Source organism: Paracoccus sp. MC1862 (assembly GCF_016617715.1).
Classification (GTDB): Bacteria; Pseudomonadota; Alphaproteobacteria; order Rhodobacterales; family Rhodobacteraceae; genus Paracoccus.
In genome coordinates this window covers 2,537,743-2,560,616 of record NZ_CP067225.1, presented here as the reverse complement: position 1 = coordinate 2,560,616, position 22,874 = coordinate 2,537,743, and the positions used below count along the sequence as shown (strand labels likewise).

The following is a 22,874-nucleotide window of genomic DNA, read 5'->3' as shown; positions in this document are numbered from 1 at the left end:
GCTCGCCATCTCGTCAGTGCGGCAGCAGCCCGCCGCGGGGGCCGCAGGACCGAGACGAAGCCGAAAGGCTGACCTGGCCGGTCCCTGAGGTGACCTCGGCGACGTCTTGCGCCGAGGTCCAAGGTGCGGATCAGAGCAGGAAGTCGCCCGCGTCCAGCTTGTGCACACCATCGAGCACGATGTTGAGCTCGTAGGCCTTGCCGCTGTCGACGGTGGCCTGGACGTAGGTCTTCTTGTTGGCCTGATCGAAATAGACGCCGAGATCTCGGGCGCCGTTCAGCCAGTTCGATCCGACAACACGGAAGGCCTGGTCCCCCGAACGGCCGATGTCCGCGTCGATGCTGCGCAGGTCGATGATATCGCCCTCCTGCCAGTCCTTAATGGCATTCCACTTGGTGGCTTCCCGGAAGACGAAGGTGTCCTTCCCGGCACCGCCATGGAAGGTGTCCTGCCCGCCATTGCCGCGCAGGACATCATCGCCGCTGGTGCCGCGCAGCACGTCATTGCCGCGCGTGCCCTCGATGATCTTCCCCATGGGCGCGGGAGCAGGTGTCGGCACCGGAGCCGGAACAGGCACGGGTACAGGCGCGGGGGCCGGCGGGGCAACCACGACCGGTGCGGGAGCGGGTGCAGGGAGCGGACCATTGTCCTGGTTCGCCAGTTCCTTGAAGGCATAATAGGCCTCCCTCGGCTTGCCGGCGGCGTCACGCAGACCGAAGCCCGGCTCATAGGCGGAATCCTGATACGAGAACCACATGATCGGCCCGGCCCAGGGCGTATCCTCGGCCAGGTCGACGGCTTCGCGCAGCATCTGCGCCGCCGTACCCGGGCTGACGGTCACGCCGCTGCCGGACTGCTTGGCGCCGTATTCCGTGATCCAGACCTGCTTGTCGCCGTCGCCATTCGCGATCATGGTCCCGCGGATGCCGTCCTCCATCATCTGCCAGCCGTTCCAGGCCTTGCTGTCGCCGGGCATCAGCGGGAAGCTGTAGGGATGGTAACCCACCGCGTCGAAGTAATCCTTCGCTCCGGCGTCATACATCTGCTTCAGGTATTCGACCGCGCCCCACATGCCGTTGCCGGTGGACGGGATCGAGGCGAGGCCGCCGGTGATGACAGTGGCATTGCCGTCGGCCGTGTTGATTGCGCCATGGGCGAGCTTCAGGATCTTCGTGTAATCCTGCGGCGAGACCCCGTTCATGTTGGGCTCGTTGTAGACCTCATAGTGATCGACGATGTGCCCATACCGCTTTGCCGCCTCTGATGCGAACTTCGCATAGGCGGCCTGATCCGCCGCCGAGGAGAGGGAACTCCCTATCCAGCCCGGCGTGTTGTTGAGGATCGCCACGATCTCGAAGCCCTTGGCGTCGACGGCATTGAAGACCTTGTCGACGAGGGTCCAGTTGAACCCACCGTTCCTGGTCGGCTGCACGAACGACCAGTGGATGTCGAGGCGGACCCAATCCACCCCCATGTCCGCGTAATCCTGCAATTCGGCATGCATCTCTGCATCCGACTTGCCGAGCAACTCCCCGAAAGGCGTCGCAATTCCCAACTGTCCCGGTCTTGCCGTGGCTGCCATGATGGCGCGGTCCCTTGTTATCGATCTTGCCAGTGGACGGATGAAAAACCCGGTCCCCGCATCTGCCTGTGACTGGATGCGGCTACGGACTATCCATAGTTGTAAAAAGAATCAGATAAACAACTATAGGTTGTATACTTGCGTGAAAGGGTCCTCTCAATGGATTTCACCTGCGACATATTGGCAGGTGACAGTTAATTCTTTCCAAACGTCTGATGAATTTCATGTCTGAGCGCCTTTGCAGCTCAGGCCCTCGACCCGAAGTCCAAGGACAGCTCGCGTCGAAAGCCGCATCCACGAAAGAAAAGCTCCAACCGCTCAACCTGGCAGTTCACAGAAAGGCTGGGATGTTGATTTCCACTCGGAACTGACCCGGGTTTTCCATCGAGAACTGACCCACCCTCAGGTTATGTTTCGTGGGTTAGGCTTGGGTCAAGGCATGGCCGGCCTCCTTGGTTTTCCTGGCTGCTGCGGCTGAGCTTGCCTTGAAGCGGAAGCTGTCGTTTCCGGTCTCCAGGATGTGGCAGCGGTGGGTGAGGCGATCGAGCAGCGCGGTGGTCATTTTGGCATCGCCGAAGACGGTGGCCCATTCGCTGAAGCTCAGGTTGGTGGTGATGACAACGCTGGTGCGCTCATAGAGCTTGCTCAGAAGGTGGAAGAGCAGCGCACCGCCTGAAGCGCTGAACGGCAAGTAGCCCAGTTCGTCCAGGATCACGAGATCGAGCCGGGTCAATCCCTCCGCGATCTGGCCCGCCTTGCCCTTGGTTTTCTCCTGCTCGAGGGCATTGACGAGTTCGATGGTGGAGAAGAAGCGGACCTTCCGGCGGTGGTGTTCGATGGCCTGGATGCCCAGGGCGGTTGCGACATGGGTCTTGCCGGTGCCCGGCCCGCCGATCAGCACGACATTCTGCGCGCCGTCGATGAACTCGCAGCGGTGGAGCTGGCGCACCGTGACCTCGTTGATCTCGCTGGCAGCGAAGTCGAAGCCCGAGAGATCCTTGTAGGCCGGGAAGCGCGCGGCCTTCATGTGATAGGCAATGGAGCGCACTTCGCGTTCCGCCAGTTCGGCCTTCAGCAGCTGGGACAGGATCGGCACGGCTGTCTCGAATGCCGGCGCCCCCTGTTCGATCAGGTCGGTGACGGCCTGGGCCATGCCGTGCATCTTCAGGCTGCGGAGCATGATGACGATGGCGCCGCTGGCGGGATCATGACGCATGGCGGTCTCCGATCTGCGCCCGCAGGTCGTCATAGCGTTCGACATTGGCCTTCGGCTCATGGCGCAGGATCAGCGCCTCCGGTGTGTCGATGTTCGGGCCGCCGGTCGTCTTGCCATCGATCAGCCTGTGCAGGAGATTCAACACATGGGTCTTGGTCGCGACGCCTTCGGCCAGGGCCATTTCCACAGCAACCAGCACAGCCTGTTCATCATGCTGCAGGACCAGCGCCAGGATATCGACCATCTCGCGATCGCCACCGGGTCGTCGCAGCATCTGGTCCTGCAACTGTCGGAAGGCCGCGGGCAGTTCCGCGAAGGGCGCACCGTTCCTGAGGGCACCCGGCTTGCGCTGGATGACGGCCAGATAATGCCGCCAGTCATAGATCGTGCGAGGCGGCAGGTGATGGGACCGCTGGATCACCCGCCCATGTTCGCACAGGATCTGTCCCTCGGCGGCAACCACCAGCCGATCCGGGTAGACCCTGAGGCTGACAGGACGGTTGGCAAAGGACGCCGGCACGCTGTAGCGGTTGCGCTCGAAGCTGATCAGGCAGGTGGGTGAGACACGCTTGCTCCGCTCGACGAAGCCGTCGAAGGCAGGCGGCAGCGGCATCAGCGCGGCCTGTTCTTCGGCCCAGGCGTCGGCGACGGTTCCGGGCAGAACCCCGTGCGGGATCTCGCGCCACAACTCCAGGCAGCGCCGTTCCAGCCAGGCGTTCAGCGCCGCCAGGTCAGGAAAGTTCGGCATCGGCTGCCACAAACGAGGCCGGGCATCCTGAACGTTCTTCTCGACCTGTCCCTTCTCCCATCCCGCGGCAGGATTGCAGAACTCCGGCTCGAAGACATAGTGGTTGGTCATGGCGAGGAAGCGGATGTTGACCTGCCGTTCCTTGCCGCGGCCAACGCGGTCAACCGCTGTCTTCATGTTATCGTAGATGCCGCGACCCGGCACGCCGCCAAAGACGCGGAACCCGTGCCAATGGGCATCGAACAGCATCTCGTGGGTTTGCAGCAGATAGGCCCGAACCAGGAAGGCCCGGCTGTGTGCCAGCTTGATGTGGGCGACCTGAAGCTTCGTGCGCTCCCCGCCCAGAACCGCGTAGTCCTCGCTCCAATCGAACTGGAACGCCTCGCCCGGACGAAAGACCAAGGGGACGAAGGTGCCGCGGCCCGTCGTCTGCTGCTCGCGCTGCCGGTCCATCCGCCATTGCCGGGCGAAGGCCGCGACCCGGCCGTAGGAGCCGGTGAAGCCGAGCGCCACGAGGTCGGCATGGAGTTGCTTCAGCGTCCGGCGCTGCTTGCGTGACTTGCCGGCTTCCGTCTTCAGCCACGCCGCCAGCTTCTCGGAAAACGGATCGAGCTTGCTCGGCCGATCAGGCGTCGCGAACCTCGGCTCGATGGTCCCAGCGCTCAGATACTTCCTGATGGTGTTGCGCGACAGGCCGGTCCGCCGTGCGATCTCCCGGATCGGCAGCTTCTCCCGCAACGCCATGCGTCGGATGATGTTCAAAAGTCCCATGTGGATCACTCCATTACCCCCGCCGCGCTCCGCTTTGGGGAAGGTTCACATGGGTCAGTTCTCAGTGGAAATTACGCCCCTACCCGGGTCAGTTCCGGGTGGAAATCAACACACCTGGACTGTCAGCATCTCGGTCTCGACACGTTCAAGGGCTTCGAGAAGCGCCCGTCCTGCGTCGGTCAATTCAGAGCCATGCGTGCGGCGCGCGATCAGCTTGGCGCCGAGGGCAGCCTCCAAGGTGGCGATGCGGCGGGACAGCGTCGCCTGGTTGATCCCGAGCGTGCGCGAGGCCCCGAGCATCTGCCCGGCGCGCGCAACAGCGAGGAATAGACGGGTATCGTCCCAGTCGAGAGGCGCACCCAATGACGATTCCTGCATATCAGTTCCGCATTCCTGAGGATTGCCGTTCGATTTACACAATGCGATCTGATCCGCAGCAGACACAAGGAGGAAACGATGACCGATCTTGCGCATTACGTCGGCGGCACGTCCGTCCCCGGCACGTCCGGCCGCTTTGCCGACGTGTTCAACCCCGCCACCGGCGCCGCCGAGAAGCGCGTGCCGCTGGCCTCCACGGCCGAAGTGGACGACGTCGTGGCTGGCCAAGGCGGCCTGGCCCCCCTGGGCGAAGACCACGCCGCTGCGGCGGGCGCGTATTCTGGACCGCTTCAAGTTCCTGCTGATGGAGAATGCCGACAGGCTCGCCGAACTGATCTCGGCCGAACATGGCAAGACTCATGACGACGCGCTTGGCGAAGTGACGCGCGGCCTTGAGGTCGTCGAGTTCGCGGTCGGCATCCCCCATCTGCTCAAGGGCGAGGTGACGGAGAACGTGGGCACTGGCGTGGACAGCCACTCTCTGCGTCAGCCGCTCGGCGTCGTGGCCGGGATAACGCCCTTCAACTTCCCCTGCATGGTGCCGATGTGGATGTTTCCCGTCGCGCTCGCCTGCGGCAACTGCTTCATCCTGAAGCCGTCCGAGCGCGATCCCTCCGCGCCGCTCTTCATCGCCGAGCTGCTGACGCAGGCAGGCGTGCCCGCGGGCGTGTTCAACGTGGTCAACGGCGACAAGGAGGCCATGGACGCGCTGCTGGTCCATCACGACGTGAAGGCGGTCAGCTTCGTCGGCTCGACCCCGATCGCGCGCTACATCTACACCACCGGCACGGCGCATGGCAAACGGGTACAGGCGCTTGGCGGCGCGAAGAACCACGCGATCATCATGCCGGACGCCGACCTCGACATGGCCGTGGGCGCGCTGATGGGCGCGGCCTACGGCTCGGCGGGCGAGCGCTGCATGGCGATCTCGGTTGCCGTGCCGGTGGGCAAGGAGACGCCGAACCGCCTGATCGAGAAGCTGGTGCCGAAGATCGAGGCGCTGAAGATCGGCCCGGCCGCCGACCGGACCTCGGAGATGGGGCCGCTGGTCACCGCCCAGCATCTCGCCAAGGTCTGCGGCTACATCGACCAAGGCGAGCAGGAGGGCGCGACGCTCGTCGTCGATGGCCGCGACTTCACAGCGCCGCAGGGCTACGAGAACGGCTACTTCATTGGCGGCACGCTGTTCGACAACGTGACGCCCGACATGACGATCTGGAAGGAGGAGATCTTCGGTCCGGTCCTGTCGGTCGCGCGTGCGGCGAATTATCAGGAAGCGGCCGATCTGGTCGCCCGGCACGACTATGGCAACGGCGTCGCCATCTTCACCCGTGATGGTGACGCGGCGCGCGCTTTCGGCCACGAGGTCGAGGTGGGCATGGTCGGCATCAACGTCCCGATCCCGGTGCCGATGGCGTTCCACTCCTTCGGCGGCTGGAAGGACTCGCTCTTCGGCGATCACCACATGCACGGCCCGGAAGGCGTGCGCTTCTACACCCGGCTGAAGACGCTCACGACTCGCTGGCCGACGGGCATGCGCGCCGAGGCCGAGTTCGTCATGCCGACGATGGGGTGAGCGGACTTGTGTAAAAGGTCGTCTGCGCGACATCGCAGACGACCCCTGACGCTTCCAGTCGTCACTACACGTGAGACGAGCTCTGAAAGGTCGGCTAGGTGCTGTCCTCTGGCCGAACGACCGTAATCGGGACCGAGCGGCGGGACTGGCATGGCACGGCCCATCTCTGCGCTGGCAATGCCACGCCGGTTGCCTGCGACATGATCCGCAGTCGACGGGCTGTCAATTAGCTATATGGCCGATAGAGGCAAAGCCGGGGCCTAACGTTTGATCCCACGGCTTGATGGTGCGACTGGAGCGCATCGCTTACCTCCCCGCAGGCGCAAGAGGCAGGCGGACAGGTTCCGCAGGGGCAAGACATCTGTCACAGTCGAAATGCGGCACCTTCAAGAGCGGCGTGAGCAGCCGAAAGGTGCCCTTTCTGAGCCTGTTGGGTGTTCGGCGCCGAGCAGATCGGCGGCTTTCCTAGCCAGCGGCTGATTAACCTGATGGCAACAGCGCCGAAACGCGGCGGCTATCCTAATAAGCTGTCAGTCGACTTTGGCATAAACCTTGGAGCTCCAGCAGCATGGAGCACCATGATCATGACCGACAATCCGAACACCTGCGTCGATCCCTATCTGGACTCGTTCGCGCAAAGCTTTGCTGCCGCCAGTTACAGAGCGTGCACGATGAGAACCTACTTCCATCTTGCCCGGAAGCTCGGGAAGCTGATGGACGGAGCCGGGATCGAGCCCTCCACGTTGACCCCCGATCTTGCAGACCAACTGGCGCGGACGGAGGCGCGCGGACCGGACACCGGGATCCGCTTCCACCATTTTGCCCGCAGGTTCGCCGAACACCTGATCGATATCGGGGTGGCGCAGCCGGTGCCTGTGACCGAAGCGCAGGCCGCGCGAGCGGCGTTGCTGGCTGAGTTCGAGAACTATCTCGTCACGCAGCGGGGCCTGAGCCCACGAACGATCTATCACACGTTGCGCTTCGCCAACCGGCTCCTCGATCACCGCTTTGGCGAGGCAACGATGGACCTGCCGGACCTTCGTCCCGCCGATGTGATCGGCTTCATCGAGCATGTTCTGGCGACGGCACGCCGCGACAAGACGGTCGCGACCCATGTTCGTATCTTCCTGCAATATCTGTTCGCGCGTGGGGTGACGGCCACAAATCTAGCGCTCAGCGTTCCCAAAACGGCCAAGCGCTGGGATGTGCGACTTCCCCGGCATCTTTCGCCCGATGGGGTCGAAGCGGTTCTCGCCTCTGCGCGCGACGATCAGCGATACGGCGCCCGCGATTATGCGATGCTGCTGCTCATGGCGCGGCTCGGGCTCCGGGCAGTCGAGGTCATCGCAATCCAGCTCGACGACATCGACTGGCGTGCCGGCGAACTGACGGTGCGCGGCAAAGGCCAGCTGCATGATCGGCTGCCGATCACGCCCGAGGTTGGCGGTGCCCTGAGCCGTTACCTGCAGGAGGAGCGGGGCCCGGCGACCTCCCGAACTCTGTTCGTCGCCCATCGCAAGCCTTATCGGCCGTTCAAGGACGGACAGATCGTCAATGCCATCCTCAAGGAGGCGTTGAAGGCGACGGGCCAGAAGCCGGTTACGCCCTATGTGGGCTCGCACCTGCTGCGTCATAGCCTTGCGACCCAGCTGGTGAACGCCGGCGCATCGCTCGACGAAGTGGGCGATGTGCTGCGGCACCGCTCGCGCTCGTCGACCATGATATATGCCCGGCTCGACATCGACGGGCTGCGGTCCGTCGCAATGCCCTGGCCCGTGGCAGGAGGCGCGCAATGAGCCTCACGCCTCAGCTCGATCGCTATCTGAGCGTCCGCCGCAGGCTTGGCTACGACCTGCGCACCACGGAACGCATCCTCCGCCGCTTTACCCGCTACGCCGATGCCGAAGGGGCCGTTCACATCGACACGGCGCTGTTCCTGCGGTGGCATGGCACCCTGACCGAGGCATGCGGCTCGACCCGAGCGGCCAGGCTCTGCGTTGTGCGCATGTTCGCGCAATGGCTGAGCAGCTTCGATCCGGCGCATGAGGTGCCACCGCGCGGGCTGCTGCCTGCCTCCTCGCATCGGCCTCGCCCGCACATCTACAGCGAGGCCGAGATCGGATCGATCATTGCCGCGGCCAGAGACTTGCCGTCCATCTACGGCCTGCGCGGGCTGACATGCTCGACCCTGTTCGGGCTGGTGGCGGTGACCGGCCTTCGGATCAGCGAGGCTCTGGCGCTCGACCCCGACGACCTCGACACGGGCGATGGCGTCCTGCGTGTGCGGTTCGGAAAACGGGGCCGGGAACGGCTGCTTCCGCTCGATCCGAGCGTCGCGGCGCAGCTCGATGCCTACGCCACGGAGCGGGACCGATTGCTCGGGCGTGCGGCGCCTGCATTCTTCGTCGCCGAAAAGGGAACGAGGCTGACCGACTGCGGCGCCCGCTACAGCTTCGCGCATGTCTGCCAGCGGATCGGCCTGCGCGCGGATCAGAAATACGGACGGCATGGCCAGGGACCACGCATCCATGACCTGCGCCACACCTTTGCCGTGCGGACGATGATCAACTGGTATCGCGCGGGCAAAGACCCGGCGCGCGAGATGATCCGGCTGACAACCTATCTGGGTCATAGCAATCCTTCCGACACCTTCTGGTATCTGGAGGCCGTGCCGGAACTGCTTGACCTCGCGATGGCGCGCGCCACCGCGAATGCCGGGGAGACGGTCCAATGAGCGCCGCAACCTTGCCGACGCTGATCCAGCGCTTCTTCACCGACCGGCTCTGCGTCCAGATGGAGGCCAGCCGGCATACGATTGCCGGTTATCGCGACACGTTCCGCCTGCTGCTGCGGTTCGCGAGCGCCCGGACGGGCAAACCACCGTTCAAGCTCATAGTCGAGGACATCGACGCAGATCTGGTCGCCGACTTCCTCGTCCACACCGAGACGGCGCGGGGAAACAGCGCGCGCAGCCGCAACACCCGGCTCGCCGCGATCCGGTCGTTCTTCCGCTTCGTGGCGATTGCCGCAAAGTCAGCGTGCCGCACATTCTTTGAGGATGTTCCCGGCCACCACGCGCTCGCGTTCGTCCATGCTGAGAGACCAGCGCGCCTTCACGACAACCTGGACCTGTCTCGGTTCCGTTCCGGTCTTCTGAGAGCGATGCTCACCAAGAAGGGGACTGGATATGGCAGTGATACGCAGCGAGGAGTTCAAGCGGGATTGGCCAGCCCCGCTGGGGTGGTCCCTTTCCGATCTTGGTGCATGACGGGTGCTGGCGCCATGCTCGGGGTGGCCGGGCAAGCGGCTCCGGGTGGCGAAGGCGGTCCCTGCGGGACCTCGGGAGCGGGGGGCCGCTCGCCCGGGGAGGAATGCGGGCGCTTTGTGGTGCAAGGGCGGCGCCCCGCCGCGAGGACGATCTTCGCCGCGGCGAGGCTGCAGAGGATGTCGCCGGTGAGCCGCTCGTCGCGCAGCTTGGCGGTGAAGCTCTCGCAGCGGCCCGTCGTCGGGCACACAGTCCCCCGGACCGTTTCCTGATCCTCCTCCCTCCCCGGGGGATCCAGGCTCGACAGAGGCCGTTCCGGCGCCGGCCGCGGCGATCCGGTCGCGCAGCGCGGTGGCCACGAACGCCGGGCCGTTGTCCGGCCGGACAGGGCCGGGCACGCCGCGGAGGAGGAACCGGTCCGGCAGCACGTCGATGACAGCCGGCGCGTTCGGCTTGCGGCTGAGCCGGAGCGCCAGGGCTTCCCGGGCGAACCCGCCGATCAGGTCGCGCATGCGGAACTTCCCGCCGTCACGGGTCCGGGCCGCGACGAAGTCGCAAGACCGGACGTGGTCTGGACGCGCTGGCCGCAGACGGAGGCACGATCCGTCGTCGCGCCGGAGCCGCGCCTTCCCCGGTTGCGGCGCAGGCGCCGTCAGCCCCTCCCGCCGCCGTCGACGCAGGCCTCGCCCCCGCGCCGCGCGTCACGTTCCCCGTCCGGCCGGCATGCCCGAGCAGGGCCGGGATCCGCCGCTGGCCGCAGCGCCCCTGCCGGGCGGCAAGCGCAACGATGCCGGCAGTCAGCGCCTCTTCATCGGCCCGTCCGCGCGGCACCTTCCGGCTCGGGTCGAGCGAGGCGGGCCGGGCACGCGGCAGGCGAGGCGCGCCGAGACACGGAACTCCTGCCGGACCTGCCCGATGCAGGCACGGCGACGCGCGGGGCCTGGAAGTTGCCCGAGGCGTTCGGCCACAGGCCTCACCACGCAGGATCAGCTTCTCCGGCGTCAGGCCGGAGACGGCCTTCCGCAGCCGCCCGTTCTCCTTCTCCCGCTCCTTCAGGCGTTTGACCCGATCGCCCTGCAGCCCGCCGAACTCCTTGCGCCACCGGGAGCAGGTCAACTGCGTCACGCCGATCGAGCGCACCGCCCCGGCCACCGACCGGCCCCGCGACACCAACACGCCGACCTGCCGGAGCCTGGCCACGATCTCCTCGGGTTCGTGCTTCTTCCGCGACATTCCGCCGGCCTCCATCCGGCTCGAAAGCCTGCTTCAGGGAGGACCACTTTCCAGGGGGCGGACCAAGTCGAGTTCACCTCCAGCTGCGAGGAAGACAGCCCGGCGCTGCCGGACCAAGCCATTGGCACCGTCACGGCGAACGGAGCCTGCGACACCTGCAAGTGCCACTCGGCCATCGCTGAACGAGGCGCCACAGCGATCATGCCATCCGCAGGAACGGCCGTCCCTGGAAAGAGGATGGGCCCGCCGCCCGGGCAAGGAACGAGACCCTGCGAGCGATCCGGCACTTCGGACGGCCCTACTGAAAGCGCTGGACCAGGTATCACGCCCGCAGCCGGATCAAGGCCAAGATGCTCTGCCTCAAGAGCTTCGGCGCGCGCATCGTCTTACGAGACGCTGACCGCCAAGCCGCCGAGATCCACACCCGCATCGCCCTGATGAACCGCTTCTCGTCCCTTGGACAGGCCGAGATCATGCGCATCGCCTGAACAAAAGGGGAAAGGGGCAAACGCCGAGCTTTTCGGCAATGACATCGGCAGTGCGGAAGCCGATGCCGCGGATATCCCGGGTGAGCCGGTAGGGGTTCTCGCTCATCACCTGCACCGCATCGAGGCCATAGGTCTTGAAGATCCGCCCGGCGCGCGCGGTGCCGACGCTATGGTGGTGCAGGAACACCATGATCTCGCGGATGGCCTTCTGGTCGGCCCAACCGGCTGCGATCCGGGCGGCGCGGACAGGACCGATGCCGTCCACCTCCCGCAGCCGTTCGGGACTGGCCTTGATGATGTCGAAGACCTCCGTGCCGAAATGGCGCACGAGGCGCTTGCCCGTGACCGGACCGATGCCGCGGATCATGCCCGAGCCGAGATATTTCTCGATGCCCTCGGCAGTCGTGGGTGCGGACGCCCTGAGGAACTGCGTACGGAACTGCAAGCCATGCGTGCGATCGTTGCTCCACTGCCCCGAGGCGCTGATCCATTCGCCCGCGGAGATCGCAGCGGCATGGCCCACCACCGTCACCAGGTCCCGGTGCCCGCGCGCCTTGACGCGCAGCACGCAAAAGCCGGTCTCGGGATTGTGGAACGTCACCCGCTCGACAAGTCCCGCGAGGACGTCACGCTCCTGATCCTGGGACTGCTGGTTCATCACGGCGTCATGTCATGCACTGGGGATGGTCTGGGTTGCGCCCAAAAGGGAGGATGGAGCGCTGCCAGGATGATCTGCAAATAAGATCGTTCCTAGGGATGGCAATCGACAGTCCTCGCGCGACGGCAGGACGTCAGCAAGGCCCTGCCCCTTACGTCAGGCTGCAGCTCACCAAGTCGCGCAGACGTTTCATGTCCTCGATATGAGCAACCGCGGCATCTGTCTGCACGCTATGGTCGCGCAGCCGGTTGAAGGTCCACGGCAGGGTCTCGGGCTTCATCCCCGACTGTCCCGCAATCAGCGCCTTGCTGCAGGGCAGCGCCACAGGGCATTCGCTGTCGCATTCCGCCGCGAGGGTCAGCAGGAACTCCGCCGACCGGCTAACCGCCTGCAAGCGCCACCAGCAGCATGGAAAACCGCATCGATCCAGCAATTTACTTTCGCTTGAATGCCGCGTCCAATCTTGAATGACGCAATGTCAAATCGGGGCTTTCGGGGCTTTTGCTACGATCAATACCGCCAAGTCGGGCAAGTTCGCGTTCGCCAGCCATGCCATTTCCACTGCCTTTGATCGAGAGATTTGCATGACCAGACCCAGCAGCACCGCACCTGCGTCGAGCCTGACGGCCACGGAGTGGGCCGCCTGAGGCCTTCTCCTGTTCTGGATTCCCAACCACATGCCTCCGCCTCACGTGCCTCCAGAGGGCCTCCCAGACTCTCTGTAAGCGAGGGGGTGGGCGCCCCCCGGCGGCATCGATGTGCCAAGGTGGTAGGTGTTGAAGCACCGCTACGGAGGGGGGCGTCCATGGGAGAGGTTAGCATCATCGGCCTGGATCTGGCCAAGAACGTGTTTCAGGCACATGGCGCCGAGGCGGATGGATCAGTGGTTTTTCGCCGCAAGCTGTCCCGGGCGCAGCTGCTGAAGTTCATGGCCGCGCAGCCGCCGTGCGTGGTGGCAATGGAGGCTTGCGCCAGTGCGCATCACTAGGGCTGGACGTTCAGCGACCTCGGCCATGAAGTGCGGCTGATCCCGTCGGCCTATGTGAAGCCGTTCGTGAAGCGGCAGAAGAACGACACGGCTGATGCCGAAGCGATAGCGGAAGCTGCCTCGTGGCCGACGATGCGGTTTGTCGCCGTGAAGAGCGAGGCCCACCAGGGGGCGGCACAGCTCTGCGATGCTGTCCTCTCCACCAAGCCCAGCCAGGACAATGCGGATCTTTTCTTCAACGCTATGGACCTTGCGGGTCGCCCGGCGGCTGGCAGGCTTTGTTGCTGTGACCGCCCCCCGACGGCATTGCTGTGCCAAGATGGGTCTGCAACGATCCACAAAGGAGGACGTTCATGTCGGAGATTGCCATGATCGGGCTCGATCTGGCGAAGCATGTGTTCCATGTTCACGGGGCCGACGCTTCTGGGCAAGCGGTGCTGCGCAAGAAGCTGCGGCGGCATCAGGTGCTGGTGTTCTTCAGCCAATCGGAGCCCTGCGTCGTCGCGATGGAAGCCTGTGGTGGCGCCCGTTTCTGGGGTCGTGAGATCGCGAAGCTGGGTCACGATGTGCGGCTGATCCCGCCGGCCTACGTCAAGCCTTTCATGAAGCGCCAGAAGAATGATGCTGCCGATGCGGAGGCGATCTGCGAAGCCGCGCTGCGCCCGACGATGCGCTTTGTGCCGGTGAAGAGCGAAGTGACGCAGGGCGCGGCGATGGTGTTCCGCGTGCGTGAGCTTCTGATCCGGCAGCGGACGCAGGCGATCAACGCCCTGCGTGGCCACCTGGCCGAGTTCGGGCAGATCGTGCCCCAGGGTGCGGCCAATGCCGCACGGCTGATCGCGATCGTCGAGGATCCGGACAGCGGCCTGCCTGCTGAGGCCACCACCACGCTGAAGGTGCTGGTCGCGGCACTCACTCACCTGGAGACGGAGATCGGCAGGCTCGATGCCGAGATCGCCCGTCGCGCCAAGGAGAACGACGTGGCCCGGCGGCTGATGACGGTGCCGGGCATCGGTCCGCTGATCGCCACGGCCCTCGCGGTCCTGGCCCCGGCCACCCGGGACGTTCCGCCGGGGGGCGAGACTTCGCGGCCTGGCTTGGTCTCACGCCCCGGCAGCATTCGACCGGCGGCAAGCAGCGGCTGGGTGCCACGACGAAGATGGGGGAGCGCTCCCTGAGGCGGCTGCTGATCATCGGGGCGAACAGCGTCATCATCAAACGCCACATTCACCGGGAAGCACAGCCCGGCACCTGGCTGGGCGGCCTGCTGATGCGCGAGCCGCCGATGCTGGTGCGGGTGGCGCTCGCGAACAAGATGGCGCGGATCATTTGGGCCCTGATGGTCCGGGGCGGCACCTACCGGGCTCCGGCCATGGCGGCGTAAGCTACCAGGGTCGCGAGGGGGTCGGAGCGGAAGAGGGCAAGGAGCGGTATGGCGCAACGGTCGTGAGACAGGATCGGGAGAACCAGTGCGCAACAGAGTGCCTCCGAGCACGGGGCTTTGATCTGGACCCGACCCGCGAACACCATACGGGCCCGCGGCAGGTGTGAGGCCGCAGCAGAGGCCGGACAGATGTCAGCACCCGACAGCGCCAACACCAGCTCCGAAGATCCCTCTTGCGCATGGGGCGGTTACACATGTTGCGTCATAGGGGTCGTCCTTTGAGTGTTCTATTCTCCGGTAAACCCGGGGCGCTTCATGTCGGGGCGCTTGCACGAGCGACTGCGACCGTGGCGCAGGCCCGGCACGGCATCGCGGGGGGCGCCTTTGCGGTCGACCGCAAGGGGGCGCTTCGTGCCCGGTTTGCCCGCGATCCCTCGGGCTTGTCCCGATCCCGGCAGCCACCTTTTCGCCGGCACGGCGGGGCTGTAGAGGGAGGCCCGGCTCCAGTCCGGCTGTCCATCATCCGGCAGGCGCTCCGGCAGCATGCGATGGAGCCCGGCCCGGATGCCGGCCTTCGGCCGGTCCTGCAGCCTGCGCCAGCAGGCCATGCCGGAGCAGCCGAACCCGCCGGCAGCATCTGTCCGGGAATGCCGGATCGGAGCACGAAGATGATGCCCGCCAAGGCCAGGCGCCTGTCGCAACCGCGCCCGGCCACCCCCGGGCTTGTCCCGCCGCAGCGGCGCAATCGCCGATCCCAGATCATCGGATACAAGAGGCCTGCTCATACCCCCGCAACGCACAAGAGACGGTCTGTCCGGGGCTTAAGCCCCAGAGCCGCACAAAGCCATCGTCAACTCGGATCCACCATATGCCGGACCTGAACAATAGAAGATCTAATTTAACTGTTGCGCCTCTGTGCGGGCCGGTTCAGGGCGAAGCAGGCGGTACATAGAAGGCGCACCGTCTCGTAGGAGGCCACGTTCGAAGCAAAGGCAAGCGCAGCTGAAGCGTTATTCCTCGGTGCCAGCGTGGCAGCCTTGAACCGGACGGCATAAAAAGCAGCCGTCGAAATATTTACCGGGCCGTCAGCATCTGCATATCCGGTATTGTTGACTCGGTTAGTCGGATTTAATAATCCCCACCAACTATACCTGACATGCCTTCTCAGGAAAGGACACTCTTATGCGGATGATCTTGTCGGCTGGTCTGGCGGCCCTGCTTGCCTCTGCCGCCCTTGCCGAGGTGACGGTCGAGACCGCCCAAGGGATCGTGTCGTTGCCGGCGGCGCCCGCAAAGGTGGCGGTTCTCGATCTTGGCGTGGCCGACACGATGATGGCGTTAGGCGTGCAGCCGGTGGCGGTTCCCGACAAGCTCTACCTCGACCATCTGCAGCCTTTGGCGCAGGACGCGGCCCCGGTCGGCACCCTGCAGGAGCCTGATCTCGAAAAGCTGGCCGCCATCGGCCCGGACCTGATCGTGGTCGCCAACCGCTCGGCCGTGAAGAAGGACGCAGTGGCGCAGGTCGCGCCCGCCATCGACATGACGGTGGACGGCGCCGACCTGATCTCCGACGCCAAGGCCCGGCTGGCGGCGCTGGCCGCGCTGTTCGGCAAGCAGGTCGAGGGCGAGGCGCTGGCCGCCGCGCTGGATGAAAAGCTTGCGGCACTGGCGGAAGCCGGCCGCGACAAGGGCGGCGCGCTGGTGGTGCTGACCAACGGGCCGAAGATGTCGGCCTATGGGAAGGACTCGCGTTTCGGCTGGATCTATGAGGTGACCGGGCTGCCGCAGGCGGGCCGGCCGCTGGACGAAAAGGCCAACCACGGCGATGCCATCAGCCACGAGTTCATCGCCCAGACCAACCCCGACTGGCTGTTCGTACTGGACCGCGGCGTGGCCATCGGCGCGGACCAGCCCTCGGCCCAGGCCACGCTGGACAATGAACTGGTGCGCCAGACCAACGCCTGGAAGAACGGCAATGTCGTCTACCTGCCCGCAGACAACGTCTATCTCGCGCCCGGCGGCTATACGGCGCTGACCGAGACGCTGGACGCGCTGGTCGCAGCACTCGCGGGATGAAGGCCCGCCCCCTTGTCGCGGGGCTGGCGCTGGCGGCGCTGACGCTGGCGAGCCTTGGCGTCGGCGCGGCGCAGATCGACCTGCGCGGCGCCGGGGACGGCTGGACGACCCTCGTGCTGATGGAATCGCGGCTGCCCCGCACGCTGGCGGTGCTGCTGACGGGGGCGGCGCTGGCGGTCGCTGGCGTGGTGATCCAGAGCCTCGTGCGCAATCGCTTTGTCGGCCCCGACACCGCGGGCACCGGCGAAAGCGCGGCGCTGGGGCTGCTGGGGATCACCCTGCTGGCCCCCGCCGCGCCGATCTGGATCAAGATGGTCGCGGCCAGCCTCGCCGCGATGGCGGGCACCGCGCTGTTTCTGGCCATCGTCCGCCGCCTGCCGGTGCGCGAGGTGATGCTGGTTCCCATCGCCGGGCTGATCCTGTCGGGCATCATCGGATCGGTCGTCACCTGGATCGCGTGGGAGGCGGACCTGCTGCAATTCGTCAACACCTGGCTGATGTCGGGCGAGTTCTCGGGCATCATCGCCGGCCGCTATGAACTGCTGTGGATCGCGGGCGCGGCGGCGGGGCTTGCCTGGTTCGCGGCCGACCGCTTCGCCATCCTGTCACTGGGCGACCAGGTGGCGACAGGACTGGGGCTGTCCACGAGGGGCGTGATGCGGCTGGGGATGGTGGTCGTCTCGGTCGTCTCGGCGCTGGTGGTGACGACCGTGGGCATGATCCCCTTCGTCGGGCTGGTGGTGCCGAATATCGTTGCCCGCGTCATGGGCGACAACCTGCGCGCCTCGATCCCCGTCGTCGCGGCGGGGGGCGCGGGGCTGCTGCTGGCCTGTGATCTGATCGGGCGGATCGTGCGCCACCCGTATGAGATCCCGGTCGGCACGATCCTGGGCATCATCGGCTCGGTGATCTTCCTGTGGCTTCTCTATAGGCCGCCCGTCCGTGGATAGCGCGCATGGATAGGCCCGCCGCCACCCTGATCGCGGCGCTGCTGGCGCTGCTCGCGGCCTCGTCGCTGGTCTGGATGTTCCAGGGCATCGGCGGCGGCAACCGCGGCTTCATCCTGCAACTGCGCGGGACCAAGCTGGCCGGGCTGGTGGTCGTGGGCGTGGCCGTGGGCGTCGCCACGGTGCTGTTCCAGACGGTGGCCGCGAACCGGGTGCTGACGCCCTCGATCATGGGATTCGACGCGCTTTACGTGCTGCTGCAGACCGGACTGGTGGCAAGCCTCGGGGTGGCGGGCTTCGCCGCCCTGCCGGATGCCGCCAAGTTCCTGGCCGAGGTTGCCATCATGTCTCTGCTGGCAGCGCTGCTGTTCGGCACGCTGCTCGGCCGGGGGGCGAAGGACATTCCCCGCACCATCCTGACGGGGGTGATCCTGGGGGTGCTGTTCCGGTCGCTGTCGACCTTCCTGGCGCGGATCATGGACCCCAACGCCTTTGCCGTGGTGCAAAGCGTCAGTTTCGCAAGCTTCGGCAGCATCGATGCCGCCCTGCTGCCCGTGGCGGGCGCGATCGCGGCGCTTTGCACGGGCGCCGCCATCTGGCTTGCACCCCGCCTTGACGTGCTGGCGCTGGGACGCGAGGTCGCGGTGTCGCTGGGGCTGCGCTTTGACCGACTGGTGCTGGTGACGCTGGGACTGGTGGGGATGCTGGTCTCGGTCTCGACCGCACTGGTCGGGCCGGTAGCCTTTTTCGGCCTGCTGGTGGCGGGGCTGGCGCACGGCCTTGCGCCCTCGGCCCGCCATGCGGTGCTGCTGCCTGCCGCCGGGCTGATCGGGGCGGTGATCCTTGTTGCCGGCCAGACCCTGTTCGAGCGCCTGATGGGCCAGACCGCGACCCTGTCGGTCGTCGTCGAGTTCGCGGGCGGCCTGTTCTTCCTGTTCCTGCTGCTGAAAGGACGTGTCCGATGATCCGCATCGACGGGCTGAGCCACCATATCGGCGCCGCGCCGATCCTGCAGGACATCGACCTGACCCTGCCGCGCGGCAAGCTGATCGCGCTGATCGGCCCGAACGGGGCGGGCAAGTCCACGCTCTTGCGGCTGGTCGCCCGGCTGGAACCCTTGCAGCAAGGCCGGATCGAGATCGACGGCCTCGACCTTGCCACCACACCGACCGAGCGGCTGGCGCTGGCCATGGCCGTCATGGGCCAGCAGACCCATATCGCCAGCCGCTTGCGGGTGGCGGAACTGGTGGGCTTCGGCCGCTGGCCGCATCACCACGGCCGCCCGCGGCCTGCCGACCGCGCAGCCATCGAGGCGGCGCTGGAGGCCTTCGGGCTGGCCTCGTTCAGGGACCGCTTCCTCGACGAGATCTCGGGCGGGCAGGCGCAGCGGGCGCATCTGGCGATGACCTTTGCCCAAGGCACCGACTGGCTGCTGCTGGACGAGCCGCTGAACAACCTCGACATGGCCCATTCACGGGCACTGATGGCGCGGCTGGCCGAACTGGTGCGCGGCAGTGGCCGCAGCGTCGTCACGGTCGTTCACGAGGTCAACTATGCCGCTGCCTGGGCCGACCACATTGTTGCAATGAAGAACGGCCGGATCGTGGCCGAGGGTGCGCCCGAAGCCGTTCTGACCGAGCCGGTGCTGTCCGCGCTTTACGACACGCCGATCGAGGTGTCCCGCCACGACGACCGCCCGCTGGTCCTGCACCACCACTGGCACGATCAGTTGGGCGCCCCTTTCCCGAAACAGGTCGAACTCGACCAATCCTTCCTGCATTGAGGCCCACCATGATCTCGACCGCCCGCTACCCCACCCCGAACGCCACGAAATACGTCCAGCAGCTTGCCAAGCATTTCGGCCACAAGATCGAGGTCCGCTCGGACGCCGATTCCGCCGATTTCGAGATGGAGGCGGGCAGCGTCCGGCTTTCCGCCCAGGATGGCGCCTTCGTCGCGCAGGTCGAGGCCGAGGATGCCAAGGGCATCATCAACCTGCGCTATGTCGTGGACAAGCATCTGGTGATCTTCGCCTTCCGGGACGGCTTCACGGGGCTCGACTGGCGCATGGCGGATGGCTGACGGGCTGCCGCCCACCCTTGCCGACTATGCCCGCGCCGCGACAGCGGCCCTGCCGCCCGGCATCGCCGCCTGGGCCATGGGCGGCGCGGGCGAGGAAATCACCCTGCGCCGCAACGAGGCAGCCTTTGACGCGCTGCCGATCCTGCCGCGGGTGCTGCAAAGATCGGCCCCTGATACCGGCCTGACGCTGCTGGGCACCCGGCTCGCGCATCCGGTCCTGATCGCCCCGATGGGATGGCAACGGCTGGTCCACCCCGAGGCCGAGCGTGCGCTGGCCGCCGGGGCCACGGCGCAGGGCGCGCGGATGGTGCTGAGCGCGCAGGCCACGACCCCGCTGTCCGAGGCACGGGCGGCGGGTGCCCTGTGCGACTGGTTCCAGCTTTACTGGATGGGGCAGGGGCCGACGCTGGCGCTGGCGCAGCGGGCAGCCGACGCGGGCTATTCGGCCCTGATGCTGACCGTGGATGCCCCGGTCGCGGGCCAGCGCCCGCGCGAGATGCGGGCGGGCTTTGTTCTGCCGGAAGGGCTGGCGGCGGTGAACCTTGCGGGCCTGCCCCGGGTGAGCGGCGGCAGACTTGAGGACCTGATCGCGGCCGCCCCGGCCTGGGAGGATCTCGCATGGCTTTGCTCGGCCGCGCCGCTGCCGGTGTTGGTCAAGGGAATCCTGCATCCGACTGACGCCACGCAGGCGATCAGGGCCGGCGCGGCGGGGATCGTGGTGTCGAACCACGGCGGCCGGGTGCTGGACGGCCTGCCCGCCAGCATCGAGGCGCTGCCCGCCGTCGCTGCCACCGTGGCCAGGCGCGTCCCGCTGCTGCTGGACGGCGGCATCCGGCGCGGGACGGACGTGCTGCGCGCGCTGGCCCTTGGGGCGGATGCGGTGATGGTCGGCCGTCCGGCGCTGCAGGGGCTGGCCGTCGCCGGGGCGCTGGGCGTCGCCCATGTCCTGCGGCTTCTGCAGGACGAATTGCGAATCGCAATGGCGCTGTGCGGCTGTGCCACGCTGGACGACATCGGGCCTGCGTTGATTTTCTTCAACAATGGGCAGGAAGGCGGCTTGACGCCCACATCCCGACGGAAATAGTAAGCAATAGCCAGTCCGTTGCCCTTTCCGGCGCGTGCAAGCCTTTCATCGCCGCACAAACCCAGAAAGGAAGGTCGCAACATGGCCCTTCGTTCCCAGCCGTCCCTCCGACCGATCCTGTATGGAGCGGGCGCCTCGATCGGTGCCCTTGCCGCCACGGGCCTGAACCAGCCCGCCCTGGCGCAGGACGCCGCAGGGTCCGAGCCGCTGCGCCCCGATGCCGTGCAACTGGACACGGTGGTCCTGACCGCGACGGAAGGCTCGTCCAACGCCAACAGCGCCGGCACCGGCATCGCCCGCCTGCCCGAAACCGTGCGGGAAACCCCGCAGGTCGTGAACGTGGTCCCCGCCGAGGTGATCCGGCAGCAGAACGCCACCACCCTGGAACAGGCGCTGCGCAACGTCCCCGGCATCACCCTGTCGACGGGCGAAGGGCGCGGCGGCTCCTCGGGGGACCAGTTCCGCATCCGGGGACTGGCGGCGCAGGGCGACGTCTATTCGGACGGCTTGCGCGACTTTGGCGCCTATACCCGCGACACCTTCAACACCGAGGGCGTGCAGGTCATCAAGGGTCCCTCGGGCGACGCCTTCGGGGTGGGCAGCCTCGGCGGCCTGATCAACCAGCAGCGCAAGCGCGCGGGGCTTGAGGATTTCAACGAGGTCGAGGGCAGTGTCGCCTCTGGCGGGCTGGCCCGGGTGCAGTATGACGGCAACCGCGTCATCGCCGACGACCAGGCTCTGCGGCTGAACCTGATGCTGCAGGAAGGCGAGATCCCCGCCCGGGACGCGGTGGACGACGACCGGCTGGGCCTGGCGCTGGACTATGGCCGGGGCCTCGGCACCGGAACGGAATGGCACCTCGGCTATTCGTATCTGCGCGGCCGGGGTGTTCCCGACATGGGCCAACCGATGGCCGAAGGCCCGGACGGGATCAGCCGGCCGCTGCTGGAATACGACGTGCCTGGCTATGACCGCGAGACCTCGTATATCCGCAGCACCGACCGTTTCGACACCGACGTGCATACCGTCACCTCGGGCCTGACCCATGAGTTGGACAGTGGCTGGACCCTGGCGAACGACACCCGCGTCACCCGCTATGAACGCGATTTCTCGGCCACCAACCCAGCCGGCTGCGACCCCGACTGCCTGGCCGGGCTGCTGGCCGGGATCGACCAGCCGCTCAGCTATGGCGCGGGCGGGGGGATGACCTATGCTCAGGACGGCTGGGGCGTGCAGAACGTGACGACCCTCACCGGAGAGGTCACCACCGGCACCATCCGCCATGAAATCACGGCGGGCCTGGACCTGAGCTGGCAGATCGACAAGCGCCGCCGCGGCACCTGGACCGTGCCGCGCCCCGACCAGACCATCCTCGACCCCATCCGCGACGCAAGCGGGGCGACGTTCGACTGGGACGACGACAAGAGCACCGCCAAGGCGCAGAATGCGGCCATCTTCCTGTCCGACCGCATCCATTTCAACGAACAGTTCTCGATCCTGGCGAGCGCGCGGGGCGACTGGTTCAAAAGCTCGTTCGACGGCGTTCTGGTGGGCGGGGCCGCGCCCACCAGCGGCGAGGCCGACGGCTTCGAGGTCAGCCCCTCGGTCAGCCTGATGTGGGAACCCTCGGACGATCGCATGGTCTACCTGACGCTGGCGCGGTCCTACCGTCCGCTGGGGACCGACATCGCCTTTGCCGTCAATTCGTTCGACACCGAGGTTCCGGCCAGCGACCGCGACTTCGAGCCGGAGCGGTCGGACCTGATCGAGCTTGGCGGCAAGACCGACCTGCTGGATGGCCGCGTCGGCCTGACGGCGGCGCTGTTCCAGATCGACAAGGACAACTCCTACGACGTGGACCCGACCACGGGCGAGCCTGTCACCGGCTTCAGCACCAATGGCGAGAACCGGCGCATCCGCGGCTTCGAATTCGGCGCCTCGGGCGAGGTGGCCGAAGGGCTGGACCTGCTGCTGGCTTATGCCTACCTGGACGGAGAGCTTCGGGGCGGGCGCGGCGCCGACGAGGAAACGGTGGGCAATGACGCCTCGGGCGTGGCGCGGCACAACCTCGCGCTCTGGGCCAGCTATGAACGGCCGGTGGCCCGCAGCAACGGGCTGGTGACGGTGGCGGGGGGCGTCCGCTACGCGTCCGAATACTGGTCCAACAGCGACAACACCGCCGAGATCCCCGAAACCTTCTCGCTGGACGCCATGGTCGCCTATGAGCAGGACAACTGGCGCATCGCGCTGAACGGCAGCAACCTGACGGACGAGGACAACTTCTCCTCGGCCTTCAACGCCGTCCGCGCGGTGCCCGAGCCGGGCCGGGTCTTCACCCTCAGCCTGTCCAGCCGCTTCTGACGACGCGTCGGGGCCGCCCAAGGGCGCGGTCCCGCCT

General features: G+C 66.5%; 15 protein-coding genes and 6 pseudogenes. 14 read left to right on the top strand and 7 right to left on the bottom strand.

Annotated elements, in window-relative coordinates; translation table 11 throughout:
- Positions 1–130: 130 nt before the first annotated feature.
- The 4 genes from JGR78_RS12600 to JGR78_RS12585 form a co-directional block, all read right to left on the bottom strand.
- Positions 131–1,582, bottom strand: a complete 1,452-nt coding sequence (locus tag JGR78_RS12600; RefSeq protein ID WP_182806242.1) for a cellulase family glycosylhydrolase — start codon at positions 1,580–1,582, stop codon at positions 131–133.
- Between the two features lie 421 nt (positions 1,583–2,003).
- Positions 2,004–2,798, bottom strand: a complete 795-nt coding sequence (istB, locus tag JGR78_RS12595; RefSeq protein WP_200559304.1) for an IS21-like element helper ATPase IstB — start codon at positions 2,796–2,798, stop codon at positions 2,004–2,006.
- A complete protein-coding gene (gene istA / locus JGR78_RS12590; protein WP_200559303.1) occupies positions 2,788–4,317 on the bottom strand; it encodes an IS21 family transposase in 1,530 nt (509 codons plus the stop codon). Before istA ends, istB begins: the two co-directional genes overlap by 11 nt.
- Before the next feature lie 105 nt (positions 4,318–4,422).
- Entirely contained in the window at positions 4,423–4,695 is a 273-nt protein-coding gene (locus tag JGR78_RS12585; RefSeq protein ID WP_182806154.1) for a LysR family transcriptional regulator, read from the bottom strand.
- Positions 4,696–4,773: 78 nt separating this feature from the next.
- On the opposite strand from JGR78_RS12585, the pseudogene JGR78_RS12580 reads away from it, so the two are divergent.
- From JGR78_RS12580 to JGR78_RS18450, 4 genes and pseudogenes are all read left to right on the top strand, one after another.
- Positions 4,774–6,271: pseudogene (locus JGR78_RS12580) on the top strand (CoA-acylating methylmalonate-semialdehyde dehydrogenase).
- 578 nt (positions 6,272–6,849) lie between these two features.
- Positions 6,850–8,067, top strand: a complete 1,218-nt coding sequence (locus JGR78_RS12575) for a tyrosine-type recombinase/integrase (protein WP_200559326.1) — start codon at positions 6,850–6,852, stop codon at positions 8,065–8,067.
- Entirely contained in the window at positions 8,064–9,005 is a 942-nt protein-coding gene (locus tag JGR78_RS12570) for a tyrosine-type recombinase/integrase (protein ID WP_182806151.1), read from the top strand. Before JGR78_RS12575 ends, JGR78_RS12570 begins: the two co-directional genes overlap by 4 nt.
- Positions 9,002–9,277: pseudogene (locus tag JGR78_RS18450) on the top strand (site-specific integrase); the annotation flags it as partial. The gene JGR78_RS12570 and the pseudogene JGR78_RS18450, both read left to right, overlap by 4 nt.
- Before the next feature lie 206 nt (positions 9,278–9,483).
- Here the strand turns inward: JGR78_RS18450 and JGR78_RS12560 are convergent.
- Positions 9,484–10,769 (bottom strand): annotated as a pseudogene (locus JGR78_RS12560) (transposase).
- 66 nt (positions 10,770–10,835) lie between these two features.
- On the opposite strand from JGR78_RS12560, the pseudogene JGR78_RS18195 reads away from it, so the two are divergent.
- Positions 10,836–11,257 (top strand): annotated as a pseudogene (locus tag JGR78_RS18195) (IS5/IS1182 family transposase); the annotation flags it as partial.
- Here the strand turns inward: JGR78_RS18195 and JGR78_RS12550 are convergent.
- On the bottom strand, positions 11,241–11,915 hold the full coding sequence (locus tag JGR78_RS12550; RefSeq protein WP_234450960.1) for a helix-hairpin-helix domain-containing protein: 675 nt from the start codon (positions 11,913–11,915) through the stop codon (positions 11,241–11,243). The pseudogene JGR78_RS18195 and the gene JGR78_RS12550 overlap by 17 nt on opposite strands.
- 151 nt (positions 11,916–12,066) lie before the next feature.
- Positions 12,067–12,309, bottom strand: a complete 243-nt coding sequence (locus tag JGR78_RS12545) for a helix-turn-helix domain-containing protein (protein ID WP_182805989.1) — start codon at positions 12,307–12,309, stop codon at positions 12,067–12,069.
- 411 nt (positions 12,310–12,720) lie between these two features.
- Between JGR78_RS12545 and JGR78_RS12540 the strand changes: the two are divergent.
- The 9 genes and pseudogenes from JGR78_RS12540 to JGR78_RS12500 form a co-directional block, all read left to right on the top strand.
- A pseudogene (locus JGR78_RS12540) lies at positions 12,721–13,086 on the top strand (transposase); the annotation flags it as partial.
- Between the two features lie 170 nt (positions 13,087–13,256).
- Positions 13,257–14,287, top strand: a pseudogene (locus JGR78_RS12535) (IS110 family transposase).
- Positions 14,288–15,469: 1,182 nt separating this feature from the next.
- On the top strand, positions 15,470–16,363 hold the full coding sequence (locus tag JGR78_RS12530; RefSeq protein WP_234450742.1) for a siderophore ABC transporter substrate-binding protein: 894 nt from the start codon (positions 15,470–15,472) through the stop codon (positions 16,361–16,363).
- The gene (locus JGR78_RS12525) at positions 16,360–17,313 is read left to right on the top strand and encodes an ABC transporter permease (protein ID WP_182805986.1); all 954 of its coding nucleotides are present in this window, start codon (positions 16,360–16,362) and stop codon (positions 17,311–17,313) included. The genes JGR78_RS12530 and JGR78_RS12525 overlap by 4 nt, the downstream gene beginning before the upstream one ends.
- A gap of 5 nt (positions 17,314–17,318) precedes the next feature.
- A complete protein-coding gene (locus JGR78_RS12520; RefSeq protein WP_182805984.1) occupies positions 17,319–18,275 on the top strand; it encodes an iron chelate uptake ABC transporter family permease subunit in 957 nt (318 codons plus the stop codon).
- Positions 18,272–19,093, top strand: coding sequence for an ABC transporter ATP-binding protein (locus JGR78_RS12515; RefSeq protein WP_182805982.1), 822 nt, complete (start codon positions 18,272–18,274; stop codon positions 19,091–19,093). The genes JGR78_RS12520 and JGR78_RS12515 overlap by 4 nt, the downstream gene beginning before the upstream one ends.
- 8 nt (positions 19,094–19,101) lie before the next feature.
- The gene (locus JGR78_RS12510) at positions 19,102–19,392 is read left to right on the top strand and encodes a DUF2218 domain-containing protein (RefSeq protein ID WP_182805979.1); all 291 of its coding nucleotides are present in this window, start codon (positions 19,102–19,104) and stop codon (positions 19,390–19,392) included.
- Entirely contained in the window at positions 19,385–20,476 is a 1,092-nt protein-coding gene (locus JGR78_RS12505) for an alpha-hydroxy acid oxidase (protein ID WP_182805977.1), read from the top strand. The genes JGR78_RS12510 and JGR78_RS12505 overlap by 8 nt, the downstream gene beginning before the upstream one ends.
- A gap of 81 nt (positions 20,477–20,557) precedes the next feature.
- Positions 20,558–22,837, top strand: coding sequence for a TonB-dependent siderophore receptor (locus tag JGR78_RS12500; RefSeq protein ID WP_182792699.1), 2,280 nt, complete (start codon positions 20,558–20,560; stop codon positions 22,835–22,837).
- Positions 22,838–22,874: the final 37 nt, after the last annotated feature.